The sequence below is a fragment of the Curtobacterium sp. VKM Ac-1395 genome (assembly GCF_015350975.1).
In the GTDB taxonomy this organism is placed as follows: Bacteria; Actinomycetota; Actinomycetes; order Actinomycetales; family Microbacteriaceae; genus Curtobacterium.
This window is the reverse complement of the sequence record NZ_JADKRX010000002.1, coordinates 121,698-142,899: the sequence shown is the minus strand read 5'-3', so window position 1 is coordinate 142,899 and position 21,202 is coordinate 121,698. Positions and strand designations below refer to the sequence as shown.

Below are 21,202 nucleotides of genomic sequence, written 5' to 3'. Positions count from 1 at the left end.
ACCAGTGGGAGCGACACGTGGCGAACGACGAGGCAGAGTTCGGGACCGAGCTGCGGGGCTACCGCAAGGACGAGGTCGACCGGGCGCTGAACGACCTCCGTCGTGGACTCATCAAGTCGAACACCGACCGCGCCGAGGCCGCCAAGGAGATCCGTCTCCTGCAGTCCCGCGTCTCGGACATGCAGAGCGAGCTCGACGAGGCCGGCACCCCCACGTACAGCGGGCTCGGCACCCGCCTCGAGTCGACCCTCCGCGTCGCCGAGGAGCAGTCCACGCGGCTCATCGCCCAGGCCGACATCGATGCCCAGCGCCTCCGCGCCTCGAGCCGCTCCGAGGCCGACCGCACCGTCCGCGAAGCCCAGGAAGAGGCGCGCGAGACGCTCGAGGACGCCAGGACCCGTGCCACGAACGAACTCGCCCGCGCCCGCGCGGAGTCCGGCGACACCGTGGAGCGTGCCCGCGCCGAAGCCGGCATGCTCACCCAGGACGCCCGCAACGAGGCCGCCGCGATGCGCGGCGCCGCCGTCACCGAGGCCGCCGAGACCCGCTCGGTCGCCATCCGCGAGACGAACGCGCTGCGCGCCCGCGCCGAGCACGAGGTCGCCGAACTGCGCGAACTCGCCCAGCGCGAGGCGGCCGCCGCCCGTGGCGCCGCAGCCGACCTCGACCGCGAGACCGAGCACCGTCGCAGCGTGTTCGAGGCCGACCATGCCCGCCGCGTCGAGGACCTCGACCGCGACGAGCGCACCCGCCGCGAAGCCCTCGAGCGCGAGGTCACCGACGGCCGCGCCGCCTGGGAGCACGAGCACACGGAGCGCCGCCGTGCCTTCGAACTCGAGCTCGAGACCGGGCGCGCCGACCTGGCCTCCGAGGTCGAGGCCCGGCGCGCCGAGCTCGCCGCCGAACTGGCCGACCGCCGCCGGGAGCACGACGAGGACCTCGCCGCCGCCCGCGCCGGGTGGGAGCGCGAGCTCGCCTCGGCGCGCGCCGCCCTCGCGCAGGAAGCCGATGCCGTCCACGCGCAGCTGCAGGTCGACCAGGAGCAGACCGCCGCCGAGAACGACCGCCTGCTCCAGGAGTCCGCGACACGGATCGCCCGCGAGACCGAGGAGCACCGCGAGCGCATCGACCGCGAGCGCGCCGAGGCCCTCGCCGCCGCCCAACGCGCCGCCCAGGACCACGACGCCGAGCTGGCCGCCCGACGCGAGCGCGAGCACGCCGAGGTCGACTCCGAGATCGCCGAGCGTCGCAGCGCCGAACTCGGCACGCTCGAAGCCGAGCGGACCGCCCTGCGGCAGGAGATCGACACCGCGAGGGCCGGCCTGGCGAAGGAGCGCGACGAAGCCCTCGCCGAGATCGCCCGTGAGCGGGACGAGGCCCGGACGACCCTGGAGTCCGAGCTCGCCGCCCGTCGTGACGACGCCGAGCAGGACTACCTGCAGAAGCACCACGAGACCGTCACGGAGACCCAGCGCTACCTCGACGAGGCGAACCTGCAGCTCGCCGAGGCCACCCGTCGGGCGACCGAGGCCCGCGAACGCGCCGAGCAGCTCCGACAAGAGGCAAACGACCTCGAGCGCACCAGCACCTCCGACGCCGAGGAGCACGCCCGCCGGCTCCTGGCGGACGCGCAGGAGCGCGCCCACCAGCTCGTCGCCGAGGCCGAGGAGCGCTCCGCCAGCCAGATCGCCGACGCGGAAGACCGGCTCGCCGCGATCCGGACCGAGCGCGAAGCGGTCGCCGGCTACCTGGAGAACCTGCGAGGCGTCCTGTCGCACGCCGCCGGCGTCGTCGAGGACGCCCCGACGCGGGTGGACGCGACCGACTCCTGAGGCGACCCGACCTGGAGGCCCGACCCGGTCCTCCAGGTCGGCGCACCTCCGCACCGTGGTGCGGTGCTCAGCGCGGCCAGTGGGTCGGCAGTGGTGCGGACCCCGGGACGACCAGGTCCGCGACGGCGTCGAGGACGACGCGGACGTACCGCTCCCCCACCCAGAGGTGCTTCGCACCCGCCACCGGCACGACGCGGACGTTCGGCGCGACGGCGAACCGCCGGGCGGCGTCGTCGGGCTGCAGGAAGTCGTCGTGCTCGGGCACCAGGGCGACCACGGGCACGTCGACGGCGGCCCAGCGGGCGAGTTCCGCGTCGCTCGTGCGGTGCAGCGGCGGCGAGAGCAGGACGACCCCGGCGACGGAGCCGGCCTCGACGTGTTCGAGCGCGTGCTTGAGGATCACCTCGGTCCCGAAGGACCACCCGACCAGCCACGGCGTCGGGAGCCCGCGTGCGGTGACGTCGGCAACGGCGGCGCGGAGGTCGAAGCCCTCGGAAACGCCCTCGCCGAAGGTCCCCTCGGAGGTGCCACGCGGTGAGGTGACCGAGCGGAAGTTGAAGCGGAGCACCGCGATGTCGGCGAGCTCGGGCAGCCGAGCTGCCGCCTTCTTCAGGACGTGCGAGTCCATGAAGCCCTGCGCGGTGGGCAGCGGGTGCAGGGTCACGATCGTGCCGCGCGCGGGGCGGCCCTGCGGTTCGGCGAGCTCCCCCACCAGGGTGAGGTGGTCGTCGGTGACGAGCTCGACGTCGGTGCGGACGGCGGGCAACACCGTCGCCGACCGGATCTCGGTGTCCGCGGTGGCCGGGTCGACGTCGGTCATGCCGTCCTCCAGCAGTGGTTGTGCCAGTGTCGGCGCGACGCCAGGTCGGCGGCATCGCCGAGGACCCCGTCAGCGCGCCACACGACGACGTGCGCGACGCCGGGCTCGATCGTCAGACCGCAGCCCGGGCAGAGGTACTCCTTCTGCGCGGACGCTGCCGAGATCGGCTGGACGGCGTACTCACGACCGCGACGGACCTCCGTGCGCTTCCAGCCGCTCATGAGGCGGTCGAGGCCGAAGGGTTCTTCGACGTCCTCGACCCGAGCGCCGTCGGTTCGACCCTTCGGTCGCCGCGGCCGGTTGCTGCGCGGCACTGGTGGGGGCTGCCGATCAGTACCAGTTGAAGGACTGGCTGTGACCCCACGCGCCGCACGGGGTGCCGTAGACGCCGGAGATGTAGTTCAGGCCCCAGGTGATCTGCGTGGCCGGGTTCGTCTGCCAGTCGGCACCGGCGGTCGCCATCTTCGCGCCGGGGAGGGCCTGCGGGATGCCGTAGGCGCCACTCGGGTTGTACGCGTTGACGCGCCAGCCCGACTCCTTGTTCCACAGGGAGACGAGGCAGCTGTACTGGTCGGTGCCCCAGCCGCGTGCGGTGACGAGGTCGAGCGCGATGGCCTGGGCGCTGCCCGGGTCAGGCGTGGCGGCGACGGCGGCGATGCTGTTCGACGGGGTGACCGCAGCGGCGGCGGCCGGCTTCGCAGCGTCGGTCGTCGTGGTGTCCGTGGCGGTGACGACCGGCGCGGGCTTGACGACCTTCTTCGGCACGGGCTTGACGATCTCGTAGCCGTCGCGGGTCACGTCGAAGGCGGCGTAGGTGCCGTGCGCGCTGAACTGCTGCGGCGCCGCGGGGGCCTTCGTGAGCACCGGGGTGTCGACGGCGGCCTGGGCCACGTCGGCCTGCAGCGGGTTGAACAGGGAGCCACATGCCAGCAGTGCCACGGCGAAGAACGAGAGCGCCGGCACGTTCGAGCGGCGACGCATGAAGCCGTTGAGCGTGGCGTCCGTCGCGGGACGACGCGCCGCCGAGGCGATGCGGTTCTTCGGGCTGATGCGCGCCACGGCACCGCGGCGCTGCTTGACGACGCGCGGGTCCGATGGCGTCGCGGGGCTGACCCGGTTCGCCGCCACCGACTTCGGCGCGACGGGCGCGGCTGCCTGGCCCTGCTGCGCTGGAGTCGCTGCGGTCGGGTCCACCGACTGCACCGGGGTCTCCGCCGTGCGGGTTCGGTTCAGTGCCGCGCGGCGCTCGCTGACGACGTGGTCGTCGAGGTGCTGCCGGGATGCGCGGTCGGAGCTGAGGTCTGCCGTGTGCCTGCCCATGAGTCTGACCAGGATAACGGAACGATCACGGAAAGCGAAGCACCTGGGGCCAGCGCGTCGCGACGGTCAGCGGACGGCGAGCATGACCTCGACGACGGCGTCGAGGAGCGCGTCGACCTGGGCCTCGCGGTACCCGCCGTGCTTGGGCCGGAACACGATCGAGCGGACCTCGGTCAGGCTCAGCGGCTTGCCCTCGCGGAAGTAGCCGCCCAGGCGCTTGGCGAACGCGTCGACGTCCTTCGGGTGGTACCCGGTGGCCAGGACGTTCACGCGGTGGAAGCGCTGGCCGTCGGGCCGGTCGAGGCGCTCGACCACGTCGGACGCCTTCGTGCGGGCGTCGGCGTACCAGGTCTTCTGCCCGACGTCGGCGATCTCGCGCTCGCGCTCCCGGGCGGCGAAGGCGTCCTCGAGCCGCTCGAGTGCGGCGTCGACGTGCTGCGTGGAGTACCCGCCCTTCTTCATCGAGAAAGCGGTGGCGCGGATCTTGGCGGCCTCGAGCCCCGGGGCGCTGTCGTTCGCCGTGTAGGCGCGGCGGGCGTCCTCGAGGAAACGGTCGACCTCGTCGACGTCGTAGCCGAGGACCGAGCGGGGAGTTGTCGGGAACGTCGTGGGCACGGCGACATTCTGCCAGCACACCACCCTGGGACCGGCTGGACGCGCGGACTCGGGAGCCGCTGTCGCCTGAGCGGGGTCAGTGGTTGACGATGAGGTACAGCACGTAGCCGACGGCAGCGGACGGCAGGATGCTGTCGATCCGGTCGAGCAGCCCGCCGTGCCCGGGGAGGAACGACGAGATGTCCTTGATGCCGAGGTCGCGCTTGATCATCGACTCGGTCAGGTCGCCGAGCGTGGCCGACCCGGAGATCAGGACGCCGAGGATGATGCCGAACCACCACGGCATGTCGAGCATGAGCCAGGACACCAGGATGCCCATGACGATGCTGGCGGCGACGGAGCCGGCGAAGCCCTCCCACGTCTTCTTCGGGCTGATCCGCGGCGCCATCGGGTGCTTGCCGAGGTTGAGCCCGGTCGCGTAGGCGCCGGTGTCGACCGCGACGACGACGAGGATGAAGCCGACCACCCAGAAGTTGCCGCGCTCGAGCGTCGACAGGAGCACCACGCAGGCGCCGAGGAGCGTGACGTAGGCCTGGACGAACAGGCCGTTGGTCAGGTCACGGACGACGTTGCCCCTGGACGGGCGGGGCCGTGCCACCGCGACCTCGACCAGACGCCACACGGAGATGACGACGATCCCGCCGAGGATCGTGAAGAGGGCCTGGACCTGCCCGCCGAGGAACGCCGCCGGGACCATCGCGACCGCCGTCGCGACGCTCGGGATGCGCGGGACGTCGCGACCGGCGAAGCGCATGGCCCCCGCGAGTTCCCACACGCCGAAGCCGAGGAGGAACGCGGCGACGACCATGAAGGACGGCGTCCAGAGCAGCAGCGACCCGAGCATCACGACGGCGAAGGCCAGGGCGATCGCGATCGCCGCGGGCAGGTTCCGCCCGGTGCGCGCGGTCAGGGCCTCGTTGCGGGCGTCGAAGGAGGCGCGGCGCGCATCGAACGACGCCCGCCGCTGCCGGAGCTGGGCCTCGAAGTCCGTCCGTGCGGCGCGTGCCCTGGCATCGAAGTCCTGCCGGAAGCCCTTCGCCGACGGGCGGGGGTCATCTGCTGCTGTCGGGCGGTCGGCGCCCTCGTCGTGACGCCGCATCAGACCTCGAGGAGTTCGGCTTCCTTCTTCTTCAGCGACTCGTCGATCAGGTCGACGTGCTTCTTCGTCAGGGCGTCGAGGTCCTTGTCGCCGCGGGCGATGTCGTCGTCCGACACCTCCCCCTTCAGGGCCTCGAGGTCGTCCTTGGCCTTGCGACGGATGTTGCGGATGACGACCTTGTGGTCCTCGCCCTTGCCGCGCACGAGCTTCACGAACTCCTTGCGGCGGTCCTGGGTGAGCTCCGGGATCGTCACGCGGACGATCTCGCCGTCGTTCGTGGGGCTGGCACCGAGGTTCGGGAAGGTCGCGATGGCCCGCTCGATCTCCTTCAGCGCCGTCTTGTCGTAGGGCGTCACGATGAGCGTGCGGGCCTCCGGCGTCTGGAGGGACGCCAGCTGCGCGAGCGGCGTCGGCGAGCCGTAGTAGTCGACCGGGATCTTCTGGAAGAGCGCGGCGTTGATGCGCCCGGTTCGGACGGTGGCGAAGTCGTCCTTGGCGACCTCGACGGCCTTCGCCATCTTCGCGGTCGCGTCGGTCATGACATCACTGATCACGGTGGTTCTCCTTCGGTACGTCGTCGAGTCTAGTCAGGCGCTCGGGTCAGTTGCTGACCACGGTGCCGATGCGCTCGCCCCGGATGGCGGCAGCGACGTTGCCCTCGCCCTCCATGCCGAAGACGTGCATCGGCATGCCGTTGTCCATGCAGAGGGAGAACGCGGTGGCGTCCACGACCTTGAGTCCCTGCAGCAGGGCGTCCTGGTACGTCACGTGGTGCAGCTTCTCCGCGGTCGGGTCCTTCTTCGGGTCGGCGGAGTACACGCCGTCGACGCCGTTCTTGGCGACGAGGACCTCGGTCGCGCCGATCTCGAGCGCACGCTGCGCGGCGACCGTGTCGGTGGAGAAGTAGGGCAGCCCGGCGCCGGCGCCGAAGATGACGACCCGGCCCTTCTCGAGGTGCCGCTCGGCACGCCGCGGGATGTACGGCTCGGCGACCTGGGTCATGCTGATCGCGGACTGCACCCGGGTGGCGGCACCGGCCTGCTCCAGGAAGTCCTGCAGCGCCAGGGCGTTCATGACCGTCCCGAGCATGCCCATGTAGTCGGCACGTCCGCGGTCCATGCCGCGCTGCGAGAGCTCGGCGCCGCGGAAGAAGTTGCCACCGCCCACGACGATCGCGACCTCGACCTCGCGCGCGGCGTCGGCGATCTGCTTCGCGATGGTGGCGATGACGTCGGGGTTGACCCCCAGGGAGCCGGCGCCGAACGCCTCTCCGGAGAGCTTCAGCAGGACCCGTCGGCGTCCGGTCGTCTCGTCGGTCATGTGTCGCACCCTTCGTCGAATGTCTCGTGGGAATCTACCCGGCCGCAGCCGGTCCGGCGGAGGCGCGTCGAGCCTCCGGACCGGTACGCGCCGCAGCGCGCAGAAACGGGGCCAGGAACCGATGTGGTTCCTGGCCCCGTCACGGGTTCGTTACGCGCCGACCTTGACGCGGGCGAAGCCCTGGATCGTGATGCCGGCGTTGGACGCGGCCTTCGCGACGGAGATCTTGTTGTCCTTCGCGTAGTCCTGGTCGAGGAGCGACACCTGCTTGATGTAGGCGTTCACCCGACCCTCGACGATCTTCGGGAGGGCGGCCTCGGGCTTGCCCTCCTCGCGCGTGATCGCCTCGACGGTGGCGCGCTCCTTGGCGATCTCGTCAGCCGGGACCTCGTCGCGCGTCAGGTACGTCGGGTTCGCGAACGCGACGTGCTGCGCGATCGAACGGGCCTCGGCGGCGTTGTCGCCCTCGTAGGCGACGACGACGGCGATCTGCGGGGGCAGGTCCTGGCTCGTCTTGTGCAGGTAGATCTCGAAGGAGGAGCCCTCGACACGGCGGACCGTGCGGACCTCGAGCTTCTCGCCGAGCGCAGCAGCGTTCTCGTTGACGACGTCGAGGACGGTCTTGCCGTCGAGCGGGGCCTGGTTGGCCGACGCGACGTCGGTGGCGCCCGCAGCGGCGACCGCGGCGAGGACCTTGTCGGCGAGGGTGGTGAACTTCTCGTTCTTCGCGACGAAGTCGGTCTCGCTGGCGAGCTCGACGACGGTGGCGGCACCGTTGTCGGCGGTCGCGACGACGACGCCCTCGGAGGTGGCGCGGTCATCGCGCTTGGCGACGGCCTTGGCACCCTTGATGCGGAGCAGCTCGACGGCCTTGTCGTAGTCGCCGTCGGCCTCGACGAGCGCGTTCTTCGCGTCCATCATGCCGGCCCCGAGGTCCTCGCGGAGCTTCTTCACGTCCTGTGCGGTGAAGTTTGCCATTGGCTGGCGTCCTTTCTGGACTGTGCGTGTGTGGGGATCGAGCGGAGTCGAGGGCGCCGGGCCGTGTGGCCCGGCGCCCTCGGACACTCACTCGGCGGGGGTGGTCTCCGCTGCGGCCGCGGCCTCGGCGGTGGGCTCGGCGTTCTTCGCCGCGTCGGGGATCGGCTCGCCGATCTCCTTGTCCGCGACCTGCGCGTCCGCGTTGTTCTCCTCGACCGTGCTGCCCTCGGGGGCGGCGTCGGCGGCCGGCGTCGCGCTGTCGCCCCCGAGGAGCTCCTGCTCCCACTCGGCGAGCGGCTCGGTGGCCTCGTCGTCGTCGCCACCGTTGTGGCGGGTCTTGAGGCCCTCGGCTGCGGCGTCCGCGATGATGCGGGTCAGCAGGCCGACGGAGCGGATCGCGTCGTCGTTGCCCGGGATCGGGTACGTGATCTCGTCGGGGTCGCAGTTGGTGTCGAGGATGCCGATGACCGGGATCCCGAGCTTCTGCGCCTCGTCGACGGCGAGGTGCTCCTTCTTGGTGTCGACGATCCAGAGCGCGCTCGGGGTCCGCGTGAGGTTGCGGATGCCGCCGAGGGTCTTGTGGAGCTTGTCCAGCTCGCGCTTCTTGATGAGGAGCTCCTTCTTGGTGAAGCCCTTCGTCGTGTCGTCGAAGTCGAGCTCCTCGAGCTCCTTCATGCGCGCGAGGCGCTTGGACACCGTCTGGAAGTTCGTGAGCAGACCGCCGAGCCAACGCTGGTTGACGTACGGCTGGCCGACGCGGGTCGCCTGCTCGGCGATGGAGCCCTGCGCCTGCTTCTTGGTGCCCACGAAGAGGATCGTGCCACCGTGCGAGACCGTCTCCTTGACGAAGTCGTACGCGCGGTCGATGAACGCCAGCGACTGCTGGAGGTCGATGATGTGGATGCCCGAGCGCTCGGCGAGGATGAAGCGCTTCACCTTCGGGTTCCACCGACGGGTCTGGTGTCCGAAGTGGACGCCGCTGTCGAGCAGCTGGCGGATGGTGACGACGGCCATGTGCCGTCCTCCTTCTGGTTCTCGGCGCACGGCATGACCGTGCACCTGGTGCGGTTGTGTCGACCACGACCGGAGGTCGAGGTCCCTGGTGCCCTGACACCCGACCGCCCGCTCGTGAGAGGGGACCGATGACCGGGTGCGTTGCGTGGACACGCGAAGTCAGCGCGCCACGGCGCGCTGCTGGGGAAATGCTAACAGAAAGGAGGCACGGTGCGGGTCGGACCCGCGCCGTGCCTCCTGGCCGTGGTGACTAGGCCTTGGCGGCGCTCGTCTCCCCCTCGGCGGAGATGCCCATCTCCTCGAGCGAGCGGCCCTTGGTCTCGGGGATCTTCGCGATGACGAAGAAGAACGAGATGAGGGCGAACAGCGCATAGATGCCGTACGTGACGGTGAGGTTGAAGCCCGACAGGACCGGGAACGAGATCGTGACGATGAAGTTCGCGACCCAGTTGGCGGCCGACCCGATGCCGAGCGCGGTCGCACGGATGCGGTTCGGGAACATCTCGCCGAGGAGCACCCACATGAGCGGACCCCAGGTGGCACCGAACGACACGACGAACAGGTTCGCGAAGATCAGCGCGATGATGCCCCACGCGCCCGGCAGGCTCGGCTCGCCGTCGACCATCACGGACTGCGAGAACGCGATGGCGACCATGGCGAGCGAGACGAACATGCCCGCGGAACCGGCGACCAGGAGCGGCTTCCGACCGACCTTGTCCACCAGGAAGATCGCGATGAACGTCACCGCGACGTTGACCACCGAGGTGATCGTGGAGATGAGGAACGAGTCGTTCTCCTTGAACCCGACGGCCTGCCAGAGGGTGGTCGAGTAGTAGAAGATCACGTTGATGCCGACGAACTGCTGCAGCACGGCCAGGATGATGCCGACCCAGACGATGGGCTGCAGGCCGAAGCGGCTGCCGCGGATGGAGCCCTTCTTCTCGTTGGCTTCCTTCTCGATGCCGTCCTGGATCTCCTCCAGGCTGGTGTTGACGGTGTCGCGGGGCACGATCTTCGTCATCACCTCGCGGGCGTCGTCCTTCCGGCCCTTCGTGAGCAGGTAGCGCGGCGACTCCGGCAGCGTGATCGCCAGGATGCCGTAGACGATCGACGGGATCACGCCGACCAGGAACATCCAGCGCCAGGCCGGCAGCCCGGCGACCTCGGCCGAGGCGCTGCCCGCCGTGACCGCGAAGAACTGGTCGGAGAGCAGGGCGGCGAAGATGCCGAGCGTGATCGCGAGCTGCTGGAACGAGGCCAGCCGCCCACGGATCGCCTTCGGGGAGACCTCGGAGATGTACGCGGGGGCGATGACCGACGCGGTGCCGATGCCGAGACCGCCGATGAGGCGCCACAGGACGAAGTCCCACGTGGCGAACGCGAAGCCGGACCCGATCGAGGAGACGAAGAACAGCACGGCTGCCCAGAACATCACCCGGGTGCGACCCCAGCGGTCAGCGAGACGGCCGGCGAAGTAGGCGCCGAACGCACACCCGATGAGGGCCGAGGCGACCGCGAAGCCGCTGGCGCCCTCGGACAGGTCGAACTCGCCCTTGATGGCCTCGACGGCGCCGTTGATGACGGACGAGTCGAATCCGAAGAGGAAGCCACCCACGGCCGCCGCGATGGCGAAGAGGGTCACCTTCCCCTTGAACGCACGGTCTTCTCCGTGCCCGGTTGCTGTGTTCGACACGATGCTCCTGGGTTCTGCCGCCGTGCGGGATCGTGCACGGTGCCCCGGCGGTCGACTGGTTCGCCGGCCGGGCGGCGTTGCGTGGTCCGGAGCGGCCTCGACGATACTCCCCGAGCGGCTGGTGGTCATAACCAGGTTCGTGGGGCGGGTGTCGGAGGTTCTCGACTCGGAACGACACGCTCGCTGTCGTACGACGTCGATGGTGTCGTTCGAGCTCGGGCAGGCCGGGGGTGGCGCGGGCGACCGTCCCGTTCTTGACTCGGAGCGACACTGTCGCTGTCGCACGACGTCGATCTTGTCGCGCAAGGGCTCGGCTCGCCTTCGCCGTCCCACCACAGCCGGGAGGCTCGCCCCACCCTCCACAGATCCGCCACCGCCCGTCACCGGTCGCCGCACGACCGCCACGCTGGTCCCATGGACCGCCTCACCCTGGTGCTCGCCCTGCTCGGGCTCGTCTGCACGACGGCACTCGCTCCGACTCCGGCACTCGCTCCGACTCCGGTACGCGCTCCTGGCGCCGCCGGGACTGATCTCGGTGGTGCGGGCCCCAGTGGTGCGGCTTCCGGTGGTGCAGCTCCCCCGTGGGTGTGGCCGACCGGGTCACGCGTGGTCGAGCGGCCGTGGGAGCCGCCCGCGGACGACTACGCGGCCGGGCATCGCGGCATCGACGTCGCTGCCCCGCTCGGCACCACGGCGGTCGCGGTCGACGATGGCGTCGTGACGTTCGCCGGAGCCGTCGGCGGCCGGCCCCTCGTGACGATCGACCACGGCGGCGGACTGGTGAGCACGCTCGACTCGGTGCAGCCCTCGGTCGCGCGGGGCGACGTCGTCGAGCAGGGCGACCCCGTGGGACTCGTGGCCGTCGGGCACTGCCCCGCGGACGACCCGTGCGTCCACCTCGGCGCCAGGCTCGACGACCGCTACGTCGATCCCATGCCGTACCTGTCCGCGGCCGCGTGGCCGGTCTTGCTCCCCGAGTCCGCCTGGCCCGGGTGACGCGGGGCAGTCGTCGTCAGGCGCGAGGATGCGCCGTTCGGTAGACCTCGCGGAGCCGCGCCGAGGACACGTGCGTGTAGATCTGGGTCGTGCCGAGGCTCGCGTGCCCGAGGAGCTCCTGCACCGCCCGCAGGTCCGCTCCCCCGTCCAACAGGTGCGTCGCTGCCGTGTGCCGGAAGGTGTGCGGGCCGCTCGGGCCCTCGCCCGGCAGGTCCTGCAGCAGCCGCGCGACCACGCGGTAGGCGCTGCGCACCCCGAGGCGCCCACCCCGGTCGCCGAGGAACAGCGCCGGCGACGCCGTCCCCGCTGCCCGGGCGGCGAGCACGGGACGACCCCGCGCGAGCCAGGCCTCGATCGCGTCCTGTGCCGGCACGCCGAACGGCACGACCCGCTCCTTGCCGCCCTTCCCGAGCACCCGCACCGTCAGGCGTCCACGATCCAGCGCGGCGACGTCGATGCCCACCAGTTCGCTGACCCGGATCGCCGCGGCGTAGAGGAGCTCGACGAGCGCGAGGTCGCGCAGCGCCACGGGGTCGTCCCCGCTCGCGCGCCCAGCGAGCCCGTCGAGCAGCTCCCGGACCTGGTCGGCCGAGACCACCCTCGGCAGGTGCGAGGCGCCCTTCGGAGCCCGCAGTCGCACACCGGGGTCGTTCGGCAGGACGCCGTTCTCGCTCCCCCACCGCGTGAAGGCCCGGACCGACGATGACCGCCGCGCGATGCTCGACCGCGCCAGGCCACGCTCGTTCGACTCCCAGAGCCAGTCCCGCAGCACCTCGAGTGACAGCTCCTGCACGTCACTGAACCCGCGGGCCGCGGTGAACCGCAGGAGGTCCTCGAGGTCGCCCCGGTACGCGCGAACCGTCTGCTCGCTGAGCCCCCGCACGTGCAGCGCGTCGCCGAGGAACGCCGAGACCGCGCCACCGAGTGACCCGCCGCGACCGTCCATGCCCCAACCCTAGGCACCGGGGCATCACCGCGCTGCCCACCCGTCCGGGCGTCGGACGACGAGCCCCTGCAGTTCGGCCAGCGCCAGGGCGTCCGTGGCCGCGGCGACGGAGAGCCCGGACCGTCGAGCGACCTCGGTCACCGGCGCGGGACGTCGCCCGAGGGCGTCGACGGCCCTGACCACCTCGGGGTCCTCCGACGCCGACCGCAGCGGCACGGCGTCCTCCGGCTGCACCGACGGTTCCCCGGCGGCCTCGAGCGCCGCGCGCACCGGGTCGTCCGGCTGGACCGCGAGCTGCGCCCGACCCTGCGCGACGAGCCGGTGGCACCCGAAGGACGCCGGGGAGGAGAACGCACCAGGCACGGCCAGCACCGGTCGTCCCAGCTGCGCCGCGTGGTGCGCGGTGTTGAGCGCCCCGGACCGTGCCCCGGCCTCGACCACCACCGTCGCGTGCCCGAGCGCCGCGATCAGGCGGTTGCGGGCGAGGAACCGCCACCGCGTGGGACGTGTCCCGGGTGGTGACTCCGCAAGCAGCAGCCCCTGGTGCCCGACGGTCCGGAGGAGCTCGACGTGTCCAGCGGGGTAGAGCTGGTCGATCCCGCCCGCGAGCACCGCGACCGTGGGCGTGCCGGCGGCGATCGCGACCCGATGTGCCACGGCGTCGATGCCGTACGCCCCGCCGCTGATCACCGTGCACCCGGCATCGGCCGCCGCCGACGTGATCTCCGCCGTGGCCTCAGCGCCGGCGAGCGTGTTCGCGCGGCTGCCGACGACCGACAGGCACGGGCGATGCAGTGCTCCGGCCGGGCCACGGAGGCGTCCGCGTCCCCAGAGCATGAGCGGGGCGTGGGCACCGAGGTCGGTCAGGCGCTCGGGCCAGTCCGCGTCCCCAGGCAGCAGCAACGCACCGCCGACCCGCTGCGCGGACGCCACCACCGCCGCGACGTCGAGGGCATGGGTCCGCGGGCGCCACCGGGCCACCGCCGCCACGAGCGCGGTCTCGAACGCCGCACCCTCGCCGGGGCCGACGACGCCCGCGTCCAGACACGCACTCACGAGCACGGCCATGTCGCGCTGGACTGCCTCGAGCACGAGACCGAGCGCCCTGGCTGCCCCGAGTGCCTCGACGAGCACGCCCGCGGTGAAGTCCCCCGGTTCCACGAGCGAGCCCCACGCGATCCGGGCGAGGGCGTCCTCGGTGTCGAGCGCGCCCTCGTGCACCGCACCGAGGTCCACCGGTCGCGTCGCACCGCCGACGCCGCTCACAGCGCGCTCCGGAGCCCGATGGCCGCGCGGACCTGCGGCTCGCCGGGGAGGTCGATCCCGCCGAGGTCGGCCAACGTCCACGCCAGCCGCATCACCCGGTCCCAGCCCCGCATGGTGAGTGTGCCGAGGTCGAGCGCCCGGTCGAGGTCCTTCGTCGACCCGGGTTCCGCGCGCCCCGCTCCACGCAACCAGCTGCCCGCGACCTCGCTGTTCGTGGTCCATCCCGTGCCCTCGAGCCGGGCGTGCATCCGGGCCCGCGCCGCGGTGACGAGCGACCGGGCCTCGGCGGTCGTCGGCGTGCTGCCCGCGGCTCGTCGGATCGCACCGGTGGTGACCCGTTGGACCTGCACGCGGATGTCGATCCGGTCGAGCAACGGCCCGGACAGCCGTCCCATGTACCGCCGGAGGGTCATCGCCGTGCAGTCGCAGGGCGGCGCACCGGACCCGGGCCGGGCTCCGGCGTTCCCGCACGGGCAGGGGTTCGCGGCGAGGTTTTATAGGGGGCTAACCCACGTCAATCTGTTAGTCCCAAGAGCGCCCGGCTACGTATTCTGCGGGGACGCAGGTCAGCATGCGATCTGAACTGACGCAGAGCGGCACCTCTGGCAGGCACGACGACTCTGGACTACGACAGGATCATGATCCGTTCCAACGATGATTGCGTCACAGCCCAGCCGACCATCGTGCAGTTCTGCCCTCGCGACCGAACAAGGAGCGACAAGAACGCGCCTGGGCCGACGTTGCCCTCGCGCAGATGAGTTCGGTACGTCGACAGATCCACTTGGCTTGGCATCAAGGAGCTAGTGGGGTGTGTGTGCCACTCACCGATCCATTGAGAACGATCTCGGTCCCACGCCTCGTCCGCCAGTTTGGAGGCATAGTGCGTGTCTCGATCAAACCTGCGTGCCTGGTGCACTGCCCCAGGTCCGGGCCCACCCGCGACGCTCACCAAAATCTCGGCCTCAAGGTCATGTCCGAGGAGCACTCCACCCGTTTCGAGATTGGCGTCGGTCCGGACCACCTCGGTTTCGATGGCACGGCGCGCTGCCGCACTCAACCTGACGAGCCCGGGAGTCGACGGGGCTACGTCAGAGAACATGTCGCGCACACGGCTCGAGGCGGCGGCACTTCCGACCACCGGACCTCCCCCGGCGCCGAGACGCCAAACGGGCCCGCAAGCGCCGCCACCGGCCGTAGCCCGATGACGGCGTGATCGCTCGGAAGGCGCGAACCCGGCATTCCCTGTCGCGACTCGAGGAGCGTTGCGATAGTCGCCTGTGCCGCGAATTGCCCTACCAACTGCAGGTCGCTCGGGATCGCCGTCATTGGCTTGTGCGAACTTCCAGTGCCGTACCCGAGTTCCTGATCGGCTTCCGGGTCGATCCACCCGTTGGCTTCCAGGTAGGCGCGGTGACAGAGCAAACATCCTCGGCCGCGGCCTGGGCGCGATCGGAAGATCTCGCCGATACTCCCGTCATTGAGTACGCATGCGAAGATCGCAGACGTCCGAGCGAGACGGGCCAGATGATTGACCACGCGTCGCGGGGCAATTCCATCTGCGCAACAGAGCACGACTGTCGAGGCCTGAATGATCGGACGAAGGAGCTCGGCGTGCTCGACGACGTCCAGTCGGTGTGGGATGAGCGTTGTCCGAGTGGCCGGATTCGTCTCCGCGTCACGCTCGGCTATCAACGCAGCCAAGGCGTCGACTTTGTACCGACCTACCGATTCAGGCCCCAGACGATGGCGGATTAGGTTGTGCCACAGAAGCCGATCGGGATCCACGAGGTGAAGTTCCCCCACGCCAATTCGCGAGAGCGCGTCAGCCGCCGCGCTGCCGATGGAACCGGTGCCGACAAGGGTTATCGACTCTTGCGCCAGTTGACGGAGCGGCCAGTCGCCAGTGAGTTGGGAAGCGCCAAATTCGTCCGGCTCGGCATGAACCGGGAATGGGACGACACCGTCTCGTTCGATCAGCCATCCCGAGAATTCTGGCATGCCCGCTGCCCTCAGTTCCGGAGGAACGTCTTCGTGGCTCACAATGAGCAGTCCTGAGATGGCGCCGGGGTCGTCGGTCCCGGGGACCATTTGATGGAGGGCGTCGAAGGGAAGGGCTCCGTTTGGTCGCCGTGTGAGCAAGAGGTAGGTTGCCGCGAGATCCGGGCTGTCCGATCGTGCCCATTGCCCCCACCGAGTCAGGTCACCCCACGTCAGCGATGCGAACGCCCGATCGGGGCGCACGTCGACGAATGTGTTCTCGCTCGTCTCGACAGCGTCTACGACGAAGCGACCGTCTGCCTCAGAGAGCTTGAATCGGAGGTTGCCGAGACGACGCGACGAGGCATTCATCAGACGAAGGGCATCGCGCGGCACCATTACGAACGGAGAGTTGGTCATTCCTCGGCCGCCTGCTTCGCCTGCTCAATGACGAGGTCGTCAAGGTGCGTGTCGGTGACGATTCCCCGTTCGGTCATCCGATCAATCGCGCCTCGATGCATCAGCTCGTATTCGATGCGCCAGCCGGCGCTTTTGAGGACGATGTCTCCGATGCTGGCCAAGGGGTCCCACATCCCGTCGGACTGAAAGAGGCAGAGCGACCCTCCCGGCGAGACATGCCAGACAGTGTCCGAGACCTCGAGGATCGCTGGTTGTGGCTCCGTTGGGTAGACGCGAGGCGGCAGCATTGGGTACGCCGAGGGGTAGGTGATGACGACGCTCATCGGGTTCGGAAGGAGCGCGTCGAGGTTCGGGGGTGCGGGCCGATCAAACGGCCATAGAGGCAGTGTGCCGACCCAGCCACCGTTCGCGAGGAACTCACCGTCCGGGGTGCGACGGAGCAGTTCCGGCGCGATGACAGCCAGTTCATCGACATCTCGGAGGAGCCGGCTCGGGTCCCAGTCGAACCACCGGGTTAGGGCTGCTTCGTCCGTCACCCTTGCGGACTGTCTTTCACGGTCCGTGGCCCATCAGGCACGACGGCTGCGCCAGCGGCCGCGAGAATCTCCGGAAACTGTTCGCCGAAGATCTCTCGCCACAGCCGGCTCGCACGCGCGTCATCTTGCGCGACTTGCGCTGCGCCGGCGTCGATGGCGATGTTCGACGCGGTCCGGAGTCGAGAGCCGAGCTCGTCCATGTCGAGATCGCTCTGGATTGGGCCACAAAGGTTTGCCGGGTCTTCGACGACGAGCCCGGAGTCGATCCGGAACGCGGCCGCAGTGAAGAAGTTTCGAATCGCGGCAGGTCGATTGAGGTCAGTGGACAGGTGTTCGAGTGCGAGCACTTCCATCACAAGCGACTTGACCTTGAGCGGAGCTTGCTCCGCGCCCCAGAACTTCAGCATTCGGACGGCGCCTGCGTACTGCGACCACTCTGAGTGCTTTCGGGCAGCCTCCGCGATGAGGTACTCAGGATCCGCGTCCACCCATCGTTCGCTACGCGCTTCGGGGATCAGGAAGCCCCTATCGGTCCTGAGCGCTGGCATGACATCGACGGTGAACGCATCCACGTCTTCGGGATCGTCCAAGAAGCACTTGACCGCGTGGTTTCGAGGTCGAGCGAGGCGAACCAGCTGGTCGACCGTGCCTGCCCCGACCCCGAGAAGGCGGTTGACGGCGGCGCGCGCATGATCAAGGGCTTCGTGGGCGGATGCACCGGACGCACCCCACGCCTCGTGCTGATCGGCGTCGTAAACAACAATGAGGTCGACATCGTGGATTGGATCTTTGTGAGTTCCTCGAGCCAATGAGCCGGAGGGTACGACCTCGACGACGTCGGGTTCGGACTTGAACGCACGCTCGAACAAGCGCCTCCGGCGACGGGCCTCGGCCACCTGATCGGGGTCCGCGTTCACGACGGACTGGAAGGTCGCGAACGAATCGAAGATGGTCATGGCACTCCACAGATTCCAAGTTTTGGGTGATCCTCACGCTAGCGTCGACCACCGACATCCGCGCATAGGGTGAGCACGGGACCGAAACGAGGGGTGCATGGCCAAGCAACATCGCGTCGATATCAGAGAGGCGTTCGTCAAGCGACAGCGCCTCTTGGCTGCTCAGCTCGAGTTGCCGCTGGACTTCACCAAGCACCCCACCACCCTTGGAGATGCGTCGGAGGCGAACTGGGGCCGAATGCTCCGCTCGTTCCTTCCGGGGCGGTACGAGATCGGCCCTATCTTCGCCATGGACTCGAACGGCGATCAGAGCGAGCAGATCGATCTTGCAATCTACGACCGCCAGTACTCGCCACTATGGTTCGAGGCCGGATCCAGCCGCATCGTGCCCGTCGAGAGCGTGTACGCGGTCCTCGAGGTGAAGCCCGAGGTCGCGGCAGGGACCCTAGGGTACGCGGCCGAGAAGGTCGCGAGCGTCCGTCGCCTCGTCCGCCGGTCCGGACCGATCGTGGACATCTCGGGTACGCATGATGGGCCTCCGCCTGAATCTCGACCCATTCTTGGCGGCATCGTCGGGCTCCGAAGCGGATGGACGAACGGGTTTGACTCGCCCGCGGCGAAAGCGCAACTGGCCAGCCACGACGGCGACGCTCATCTCGATCTGGGGCTCGCCCTAGAGCACAACGCTTTCGATCACGTTCTTGACAGCGCGAACTTGGAACTCCTCCGGCCGGGTCTAGAAGTGTCTTCACCAGGTACTCAACTGATCTTCTTCGCGTTGCGTCTGTTCCGCAGGCTTCAGTCTGTTGGCACTGCGATGGCGGTTGACCTGCGTGCATACGATGCCCTGCTCGAGGGCATCGATCCGGCCGAGTTCCCGGACAGCGGCGGAGACTAGTCCGCTTGCCATCCACCGGACGGTCTAGCCCACCCGCAAGATCCGGCGTGGCGCGACTCGACGGTCCCGAATATCCGGCCGAAAGGGCGGTCGTCACGCAGCAGAACCCCCGCGGACGCGCTGTCGAAGAGCGGTACCTTCATAGAGTGGAAGATCAGACTGCGCAGAATATCGCCGACGCTGTCGTGGGCATCGTACAGCGGGAGCTAAGGGGGTTCGAACCGGCGGATGCCGCCCCCGATGAATCGGGCCCCTTCTACACCCACCGTCTACCGATTGCAGCGGTCGCCTATGAGGGGATGTTCGACTTGCTGTTCCGGAGCCTGGGTGCATTTTCGGAGCCAGCATTCGACAAGACCCGTTGGTTGTACTCGTTCAGTCTCAACGGCAGAAGCTGTCGACTCCGCTGGACGAAGTCCGGCATACGGCTCGACTTGTTTGGTCCACAATCAGACGATCATGATGAGCCAGCGGACGCCGCAGCCATCGCGACGCGGCTGTTGAAAGCCGCCAGATCGCTTTACAGCCGTATCGTGACGCCCCAACTCAGCCCCAGCATCCGAGCCGGTCGAGCCGTCGTCCTAAATCAGTTACCGCGTTACCGCGGGATGGTCGACTTTCACCGCCAGACGATCGAGCGCGCGAAAGTCGCAAATCCGCTGCACGTGTCAGGTCTCGCTACAGGAAAACTTGAAATCTCGGAAGCCATCCCCCAGCTGTTCGGGAGCCTGCTCGGCGCGAGCTTTCGGGAGCGGGATCAGTCATATCGGGCAACAGCGCTCATTGCGGGATACTTCGCTTGGGTACAACACCTGCTCGTAATTCTCTCGTCGTTCTCGCCTGCGGTCCTGAAGGAGGGTTTCTCCCTCGAAGATCTACTGACTGGGCAGTGGGCTCAGCAGTTCGACATAGCTTTTCCGAAACCTCACGACGTGGGGACTGCTCGGCTGAAGATGGAACTGGGCGACCTCGCGCGCGAGTTCCGCAATCCGCTACTCCACGGCGGCGGTGGCCGCTTCGAGGATGGCGTGGTGGTGGAATGGGCGCCCGGCCACGAGTCGATTGCGATCGATACGGACGCGCTCACGGATCAGTACATGCTCCTGCGCCCCTCGTTGACGGAGGAGCAAATCGCCAATCTGCTTAGGCGCGTCGACAGTATCGATGCGGGGTTTGAGCAGCACCCGTTCTTCGGCTGGGCGTCCGAAGGCCTGCATGCGGATTTCCGCCGCGAATTCGTGGAACGAGCACTTCAGGAGCGGCTCAGCGGCAGCGCTTCAGCCTTCACAGACGCAGCGAGCCGCGCGTTCGATGACTCCGTCAATTGGGACCGATAACTGCTGCTGGTCAGGTCCGTCGCGACCCTCGGCTGTGAGCAGCCTCGCTCTGTGTCGTCGTTTTCGCTGTGATCGGTGTCGGGTCAGATGGTGCCGATGACGAGGGCGCTGCGGGCGGCTTCGACGACGTCGTTGGTGGTGACGTCGAGCTTGTTGATCTTCAGGACGCGTTGGATTTGAGGGAGCAGGCGTTCGAGGAGGCGCAAGTTACCGCGGGTAATTCGTTCGACGGCGGCGATGGCTTGTGCGTCTGTGAAGTCGTCGGGGTCGGATGTCTTGCCGAGCTTGCGCCATTGGCGTTCGAGGATGAACAGCAGCTCGTCGTGGCCGAGGGGACGGTACTGGTGGGCGAATCCGAGTCCGGGTGCCGTCGGCGAGAGCCGGGTATCCGCCGGTTCGGTAGCGGGTGAGCCAGCGTTGCAGGGTGCGCTCGGCGACGCCCGTGGTGCGGGCCAGGGTGGCGAGCGGGATGGCGTCCTCGACGTGCAGTCGAAGGATGCCTCACCCCTCGCTCGCGTCCATGACTGGCTACATCGTCGGTGAGGGCTTCGGCCGCCTGGCAGCGACCGGTTCAGCTTGGCGGGCGATGGCCCGGTAGATGGTGGTGCGGCTCACGCCGAGCACGCTGCCGATCTGGGCGACGGTCATGTCTTGCTGTTCGTAGAGCCGGCGTGCGGTGCGCACCTGGTCCGCGGAGAGCCGGGAGGGCCGGCCACCGGTTCGGCCGCGGGCTCGGGCGGCGGCGAGGCCGGCGTTGGTGCGTTCCTTGATGAGGTCCCGTTCAAACTCCGCCAGTGCGGCGAAGACGTGGAATACGAGGCGACCACCGGGTGAGGTGGTGTCGATGGTCTCCTGCAAGGACCGGAATCCGATGCCGCGTTCAGCGAGGGCGTGCAGCTGATCGATGAGGTGCCGGATCGACCGGCCGAGCCGGTCGAGTCGCCAGACGACGAGAGTGTCGCCGGGGCGGAGCTGGTCGAGGAGCTTGTCGAGCTCGGGTCGGTGTTGGAGCGAGCCGGACATGGTGTCGACGAACACTCGGTAGCAGCCCGCGGCGTTGAGTGCGTCGATCTGCAATGACGCGTCCTGGTCGGTGGTGGACACGCGCGCGTACCCGAGGAGGTGGCCCATAAGCAGAATGTAGCGAAACTCGATCGACAGGAACAGTAGCGGCACGTA

Annotated in this window: 22 protein-coding genes and 3 pseudogenes; 4 read left to right on the top strand and 21 right to left on the bottom strand. The window is 69.1% G+C overall.

Features of this window, described 5'->3' with window-relative positions; genetic code table 11:
* The first annotated feature begins 17 nt into the window (after positions 1-17).
* Complete coding sequence (locus tag ITJ68_RS05405; RefSeq protein ID WP_194660298.1) at positions 18-1,832, top strand: hypothetical protein; 1,815 nt, start codon at positions 18-20, stop codon at positions 1,830-1,832.
* Between the two features lie 67 nt (positions 1,833-1,899).
* Here the strand turns inward: ITJ68_RS05405 and ITJ68_RS05400 are convergent, their stop codons facing one another.
* The 10 genes from ITJ68_RS05400 to ITJ68_RS05355 form a co-directional block, all read right to left on the bottom strand.
* Positions 1,900-2,652: an alpha/beta hydrolase gene (locus ITJ68_RS05400; protein WP_194660297.1), complete on the bottom strand. Its 753-nt coding sequence runs from the start codon at positions 2,650-2,652 to the stop codon at positions 1,900-1,902.
* Entirely contained in the window at positions 2,649-2,966 is a 318-nt protein-coding gene (locus tag ITJ68_RS05395; protein WP_194660296.1) for a hypothetical protein, read from the bottom strand. The genes ITJ68_RS05400 and ITJ68_RS05395 overlap by 4 nt, the downstream gene beginning before the upstream one ends.
* Before the next feature lie 16 nt (positions 2,967-2,982).
* The gene (locus ITJ68_RS05390; RefSeq protein ID WP_228504811.1) at positions 2,983-3,972 is read right to left on the bottom strand and encodes a lytic transglycosylase domain-containing protein; all 990 of its coding nucleotides are present in this window, start codon (positions 3,970-3,972) and stop codon (positions 2,983-2,985) included.
* Between the two features lie 66 nt (positions 3,973-4,038).
* A complete protein-coding gene (locus tag ITJ68_RS05385) occupies positions 4,039-4,587 on the bottom strand; it encodes a DivIVA domain-containing protein (RefSeq protein ID WP_194660295.1) in 549 nt (182 codons plus the stop codon).
* A 76-nt stretch (positions 4,588-4,663) separates the two neighbouring features.
* On the bottom strand, positions 4,664-5,686 hold the full coding sequence (locus ITJ68_RS05380) for a phosphatidate cytidylyltransferase (protein ID WP_194660294.1): 1,023 nt from the start codon (positions 5,684-5,686) through the stop codon (positions 4,664-4,666).
* Positions 5,686-6,240: a ribosome recycling factor gene (frr, locus tag ITJ68_RS05375; protein ID WP_194660293.1), complete on the bottom strand. Its 555-nt coding sequence runs from the start codon at positions 6,238-6,240 to the stop codon at positions 5,686-5,688. Before frr ends, ITJ68_RS05380 begins: the two co-directional genes overlap by 1 nt.
* Before the next feature lie 46 nt (positions 6,241-6,286).
* On the bottom strand, positions 6,287-7,006 hold the full coding sequence (gene pyrH, locus ITJ68_RS05370; RefSeq protein ID WP_194660292.1) for a UMP kinase: 720 nt from the start codon (positions 7,004-7,006) through the stop codon (positions 6,287-6,289).
* A gap of 150 nt (positions 7,007-7,156) precedes the next feature.
* Positions 7,157-7,984: a translation elongation factor Ts gene (gene tsf / locus ITJ68_RS05365; RefSeq protein WP_194660291.1), complete on the bottom strand. Its 828-nt coding sequence runs from the start codon at positions 7,982-7,984 to the stop codon at positions 7,157-7,159.
* A gap of 87 nt (positions 7,985-8,071) precedes the next feature.
* Complete coding sequence (rpsB, locus tag ITJ68_RS05360; protein WP_071271210.1) at positions 8,072-8,998, bottom strand: 30S ribosomal protein S2; 927 nt, start codon at positions 8,996-8,998, stop codon at positions 8,072-8,074.
* A gap of 250 nt (positions 8,999-9,248) precedes the next feature.
* Entirely contained in the window at positions 9,249-10,691 is a 1,443-nt protein-coding gene (locus tag ITJ68_RS05355; RefSeq protein ID WP_268097528.1) for a sugar porter family MFS transporter, read from the bottom strand.
* 414 nt (positions 10,692-11,105) lie between these two features.
* Between ITJ68_RS05355 and ITJ68_RS05350 the strand changes: the two genes are divergently transcribed.
* On the top strand, positions 11,106-11,687 hold the full coding sequence (locus ITJ68_RS05350) for a M23 family metallopeptidase (protein WP_194660290.1): 582 nt from the start codon (positions 11,106-11,108) through the stop codon (positions 11,685-11,687).
* Between the two features lie 16 nt (positions 11,688-11,703).
* Here ITJ68_RS05350 and ITJ68_RS05345 read toward each other — a convergent pair whose 3' ends face one another.
* The 8 genes and pseudogenes from ITJ68_RS05345 to ITJ68_RS05315 all read right to left on the bottom strand — a co-directional run bounded on the left by ITJ68_RS05345 (position 11,704) and on the right by ITJ68_RS05315 (position 17,788).
* A complete protein-coding gene (locus ITJ68_RS05345; protein ID WP_194660289.1) occupies positions 11,704-12,633 on the bottom strand; it encodes a tyrosine recombinase XerC in 930 nt (309 codons plus the stop codon).
* Between the two features lie 24 nt (positions 12,634-12,657).
* Complete coding sequence (dprA, locus tag ITJ68_RS05340) at positions 12,658-13,899, bottom strand: DNA-processing protein DprA (protein WP_323743228.1); 1,242 nt, start codon at positions 13,897-13,899, stop codon at positions 12,658-12,660.
* Positions 13,896-14,249 (bottom strand): hypothetical protein, encoded by a 354-nt coding sequence (locus ITJ68_RS05335; RefSeq protein WP_323743257.1) that lies wholly within the window; start codon positions 14,247-14,249, stop codon positions 13,896-13,898. The genes dprA and ITJ68_RS05335 overlap by 4 nt, the downstream gene beginning before the upstream one ends.
* Positions 14,238-14,375 (bottom strand): annotated as a pseudogene (locus tag ITJ68_RS19500) (ATP-binding protein); the annotation flags it as partial. The gene ITJ68_RS05335 and the pseudogene ITJ68_RS19500, both read right to left, overlap by 12 nt.
* Positions 14,376-14,524: 149 nt before the next feature.
* Complete coding sequence (locus tag ITJ68_RS19710; RefSeq protein WP_214521173.1) at positions 14,525-14,998, bottom strand: Mov34/MPN/PAD-1 family protein; 474 nt, start codon at positions 14,996-14,998, stop codon at positions 14,525-14,527.
* Entirely contained in the window at positions 14,983-16,296 is a 1,314-nt protein-coding gene (locus ITJ68_RS05325) for a HesA/MoeB/ThiF family protein (RefSeq protein WP_228504809.1), read from the bottom strand. The genes ITJ68_RS19710 and ITJ68_RS05325 overlap by 16 nt, the downstream gene beginning before the upstream one ends.
* Positions 16,293-16,832 (bottom strand): hypothetical protein, encoded by a 540-nt coding sequence (locus ITJ68_RS05320; protein ID WP_323743227.1) that lies wholly within the window; start codon positions 16,830-16,832, stop codon positions 16,293-16,295. Before ITJ68_RS05320 ends, ITJ68_RS05325 begins: the two co-directional genes overlap by 4 nt.
* On the bottom strand, positions 16,829-17,788 hold the full coding sequence (locus tag ITJ68_RS05315) for a nucleotidyltransferase domain-containing protein (RefSeq protein WP_194660287.1): 960 nt from the start codon (positions 17,786-17,788) through the stop codon (positions 16,829-16,831). Before ITJ68_RS05315 ends, ITJ68_RS05320 begins: the two co-directional genes overlap by 4 nt.
* A gap of 97 nt (positions 17,789-17,885) precedes the next feature.
* Here ITJ68_RS05315 and ITJ68_RS05310 point away from each other — a divergent pair, with 97 nt between their 5' ends.
* Both ITJ68_RS05310 and ITJ68_RS05305 read left to right on the top strand, forming a co-directional pair.
* A complete protein-coding gene (locus ITJ68_RS05310) occupies positions 17,886-18,686 on the top strand; it encodes a DUF6602 domain-containing protein (protein WP_194660286.1) in 801 nt (266 codons plus the stop codon).
* Between the two features lie 47 nt (positions 18,687-18,733).
* Positions 18,734-20,023: a hypothetical protein gene (locus ITJ68_RS05305; RefSeq protein WP_194660285.1), complete on the top strand. Its 1,290-nt coding sequence runs from the start codon at positions 18,734-18,736 to the stop codon at positions 20,021-20,023.
* Positions 20,024-20,106: 83 nt separating this feature from the next.
* Here ITJ68_RS05305 and ITJ68_RS19345 read toward each other — a convergent pair.
* From ITJ68_RS19345 to ITJ68_RS05290, 3 genes and pseudogenes are all read right to left on the bottom strand, one after another.
* Positions 20,107-20,382 (bottom strand): annotated as a pseudogene (locus ITJ68_RS19345) (ATP-binding protein); the annotation flags it as partial.
* Positions 20,383-20,410: 28 nt separating this feature from the next.
* Positions 20,411-20,512, bottom strand: a pseudogene (locus ITJ68_RS19340) (helix-turn-helix domain-containing protein); the annotation flags it as partial.
* Positions 20,513-20,551: 39 nt separating this feature from the next.
* On the bottom strand, positions 20,552-21,154 hold the full coding sequence (locus tag ITJ68_RS05290; RefSeq protein WP_194660284.1) for a recombinase family protein: 603 nt from the start codon (positions 21,152-21,154) through the stop codon (positions 20,552-20,554).
* Positions 21,155-21,202: the final 48 nt, after the last annotated feature.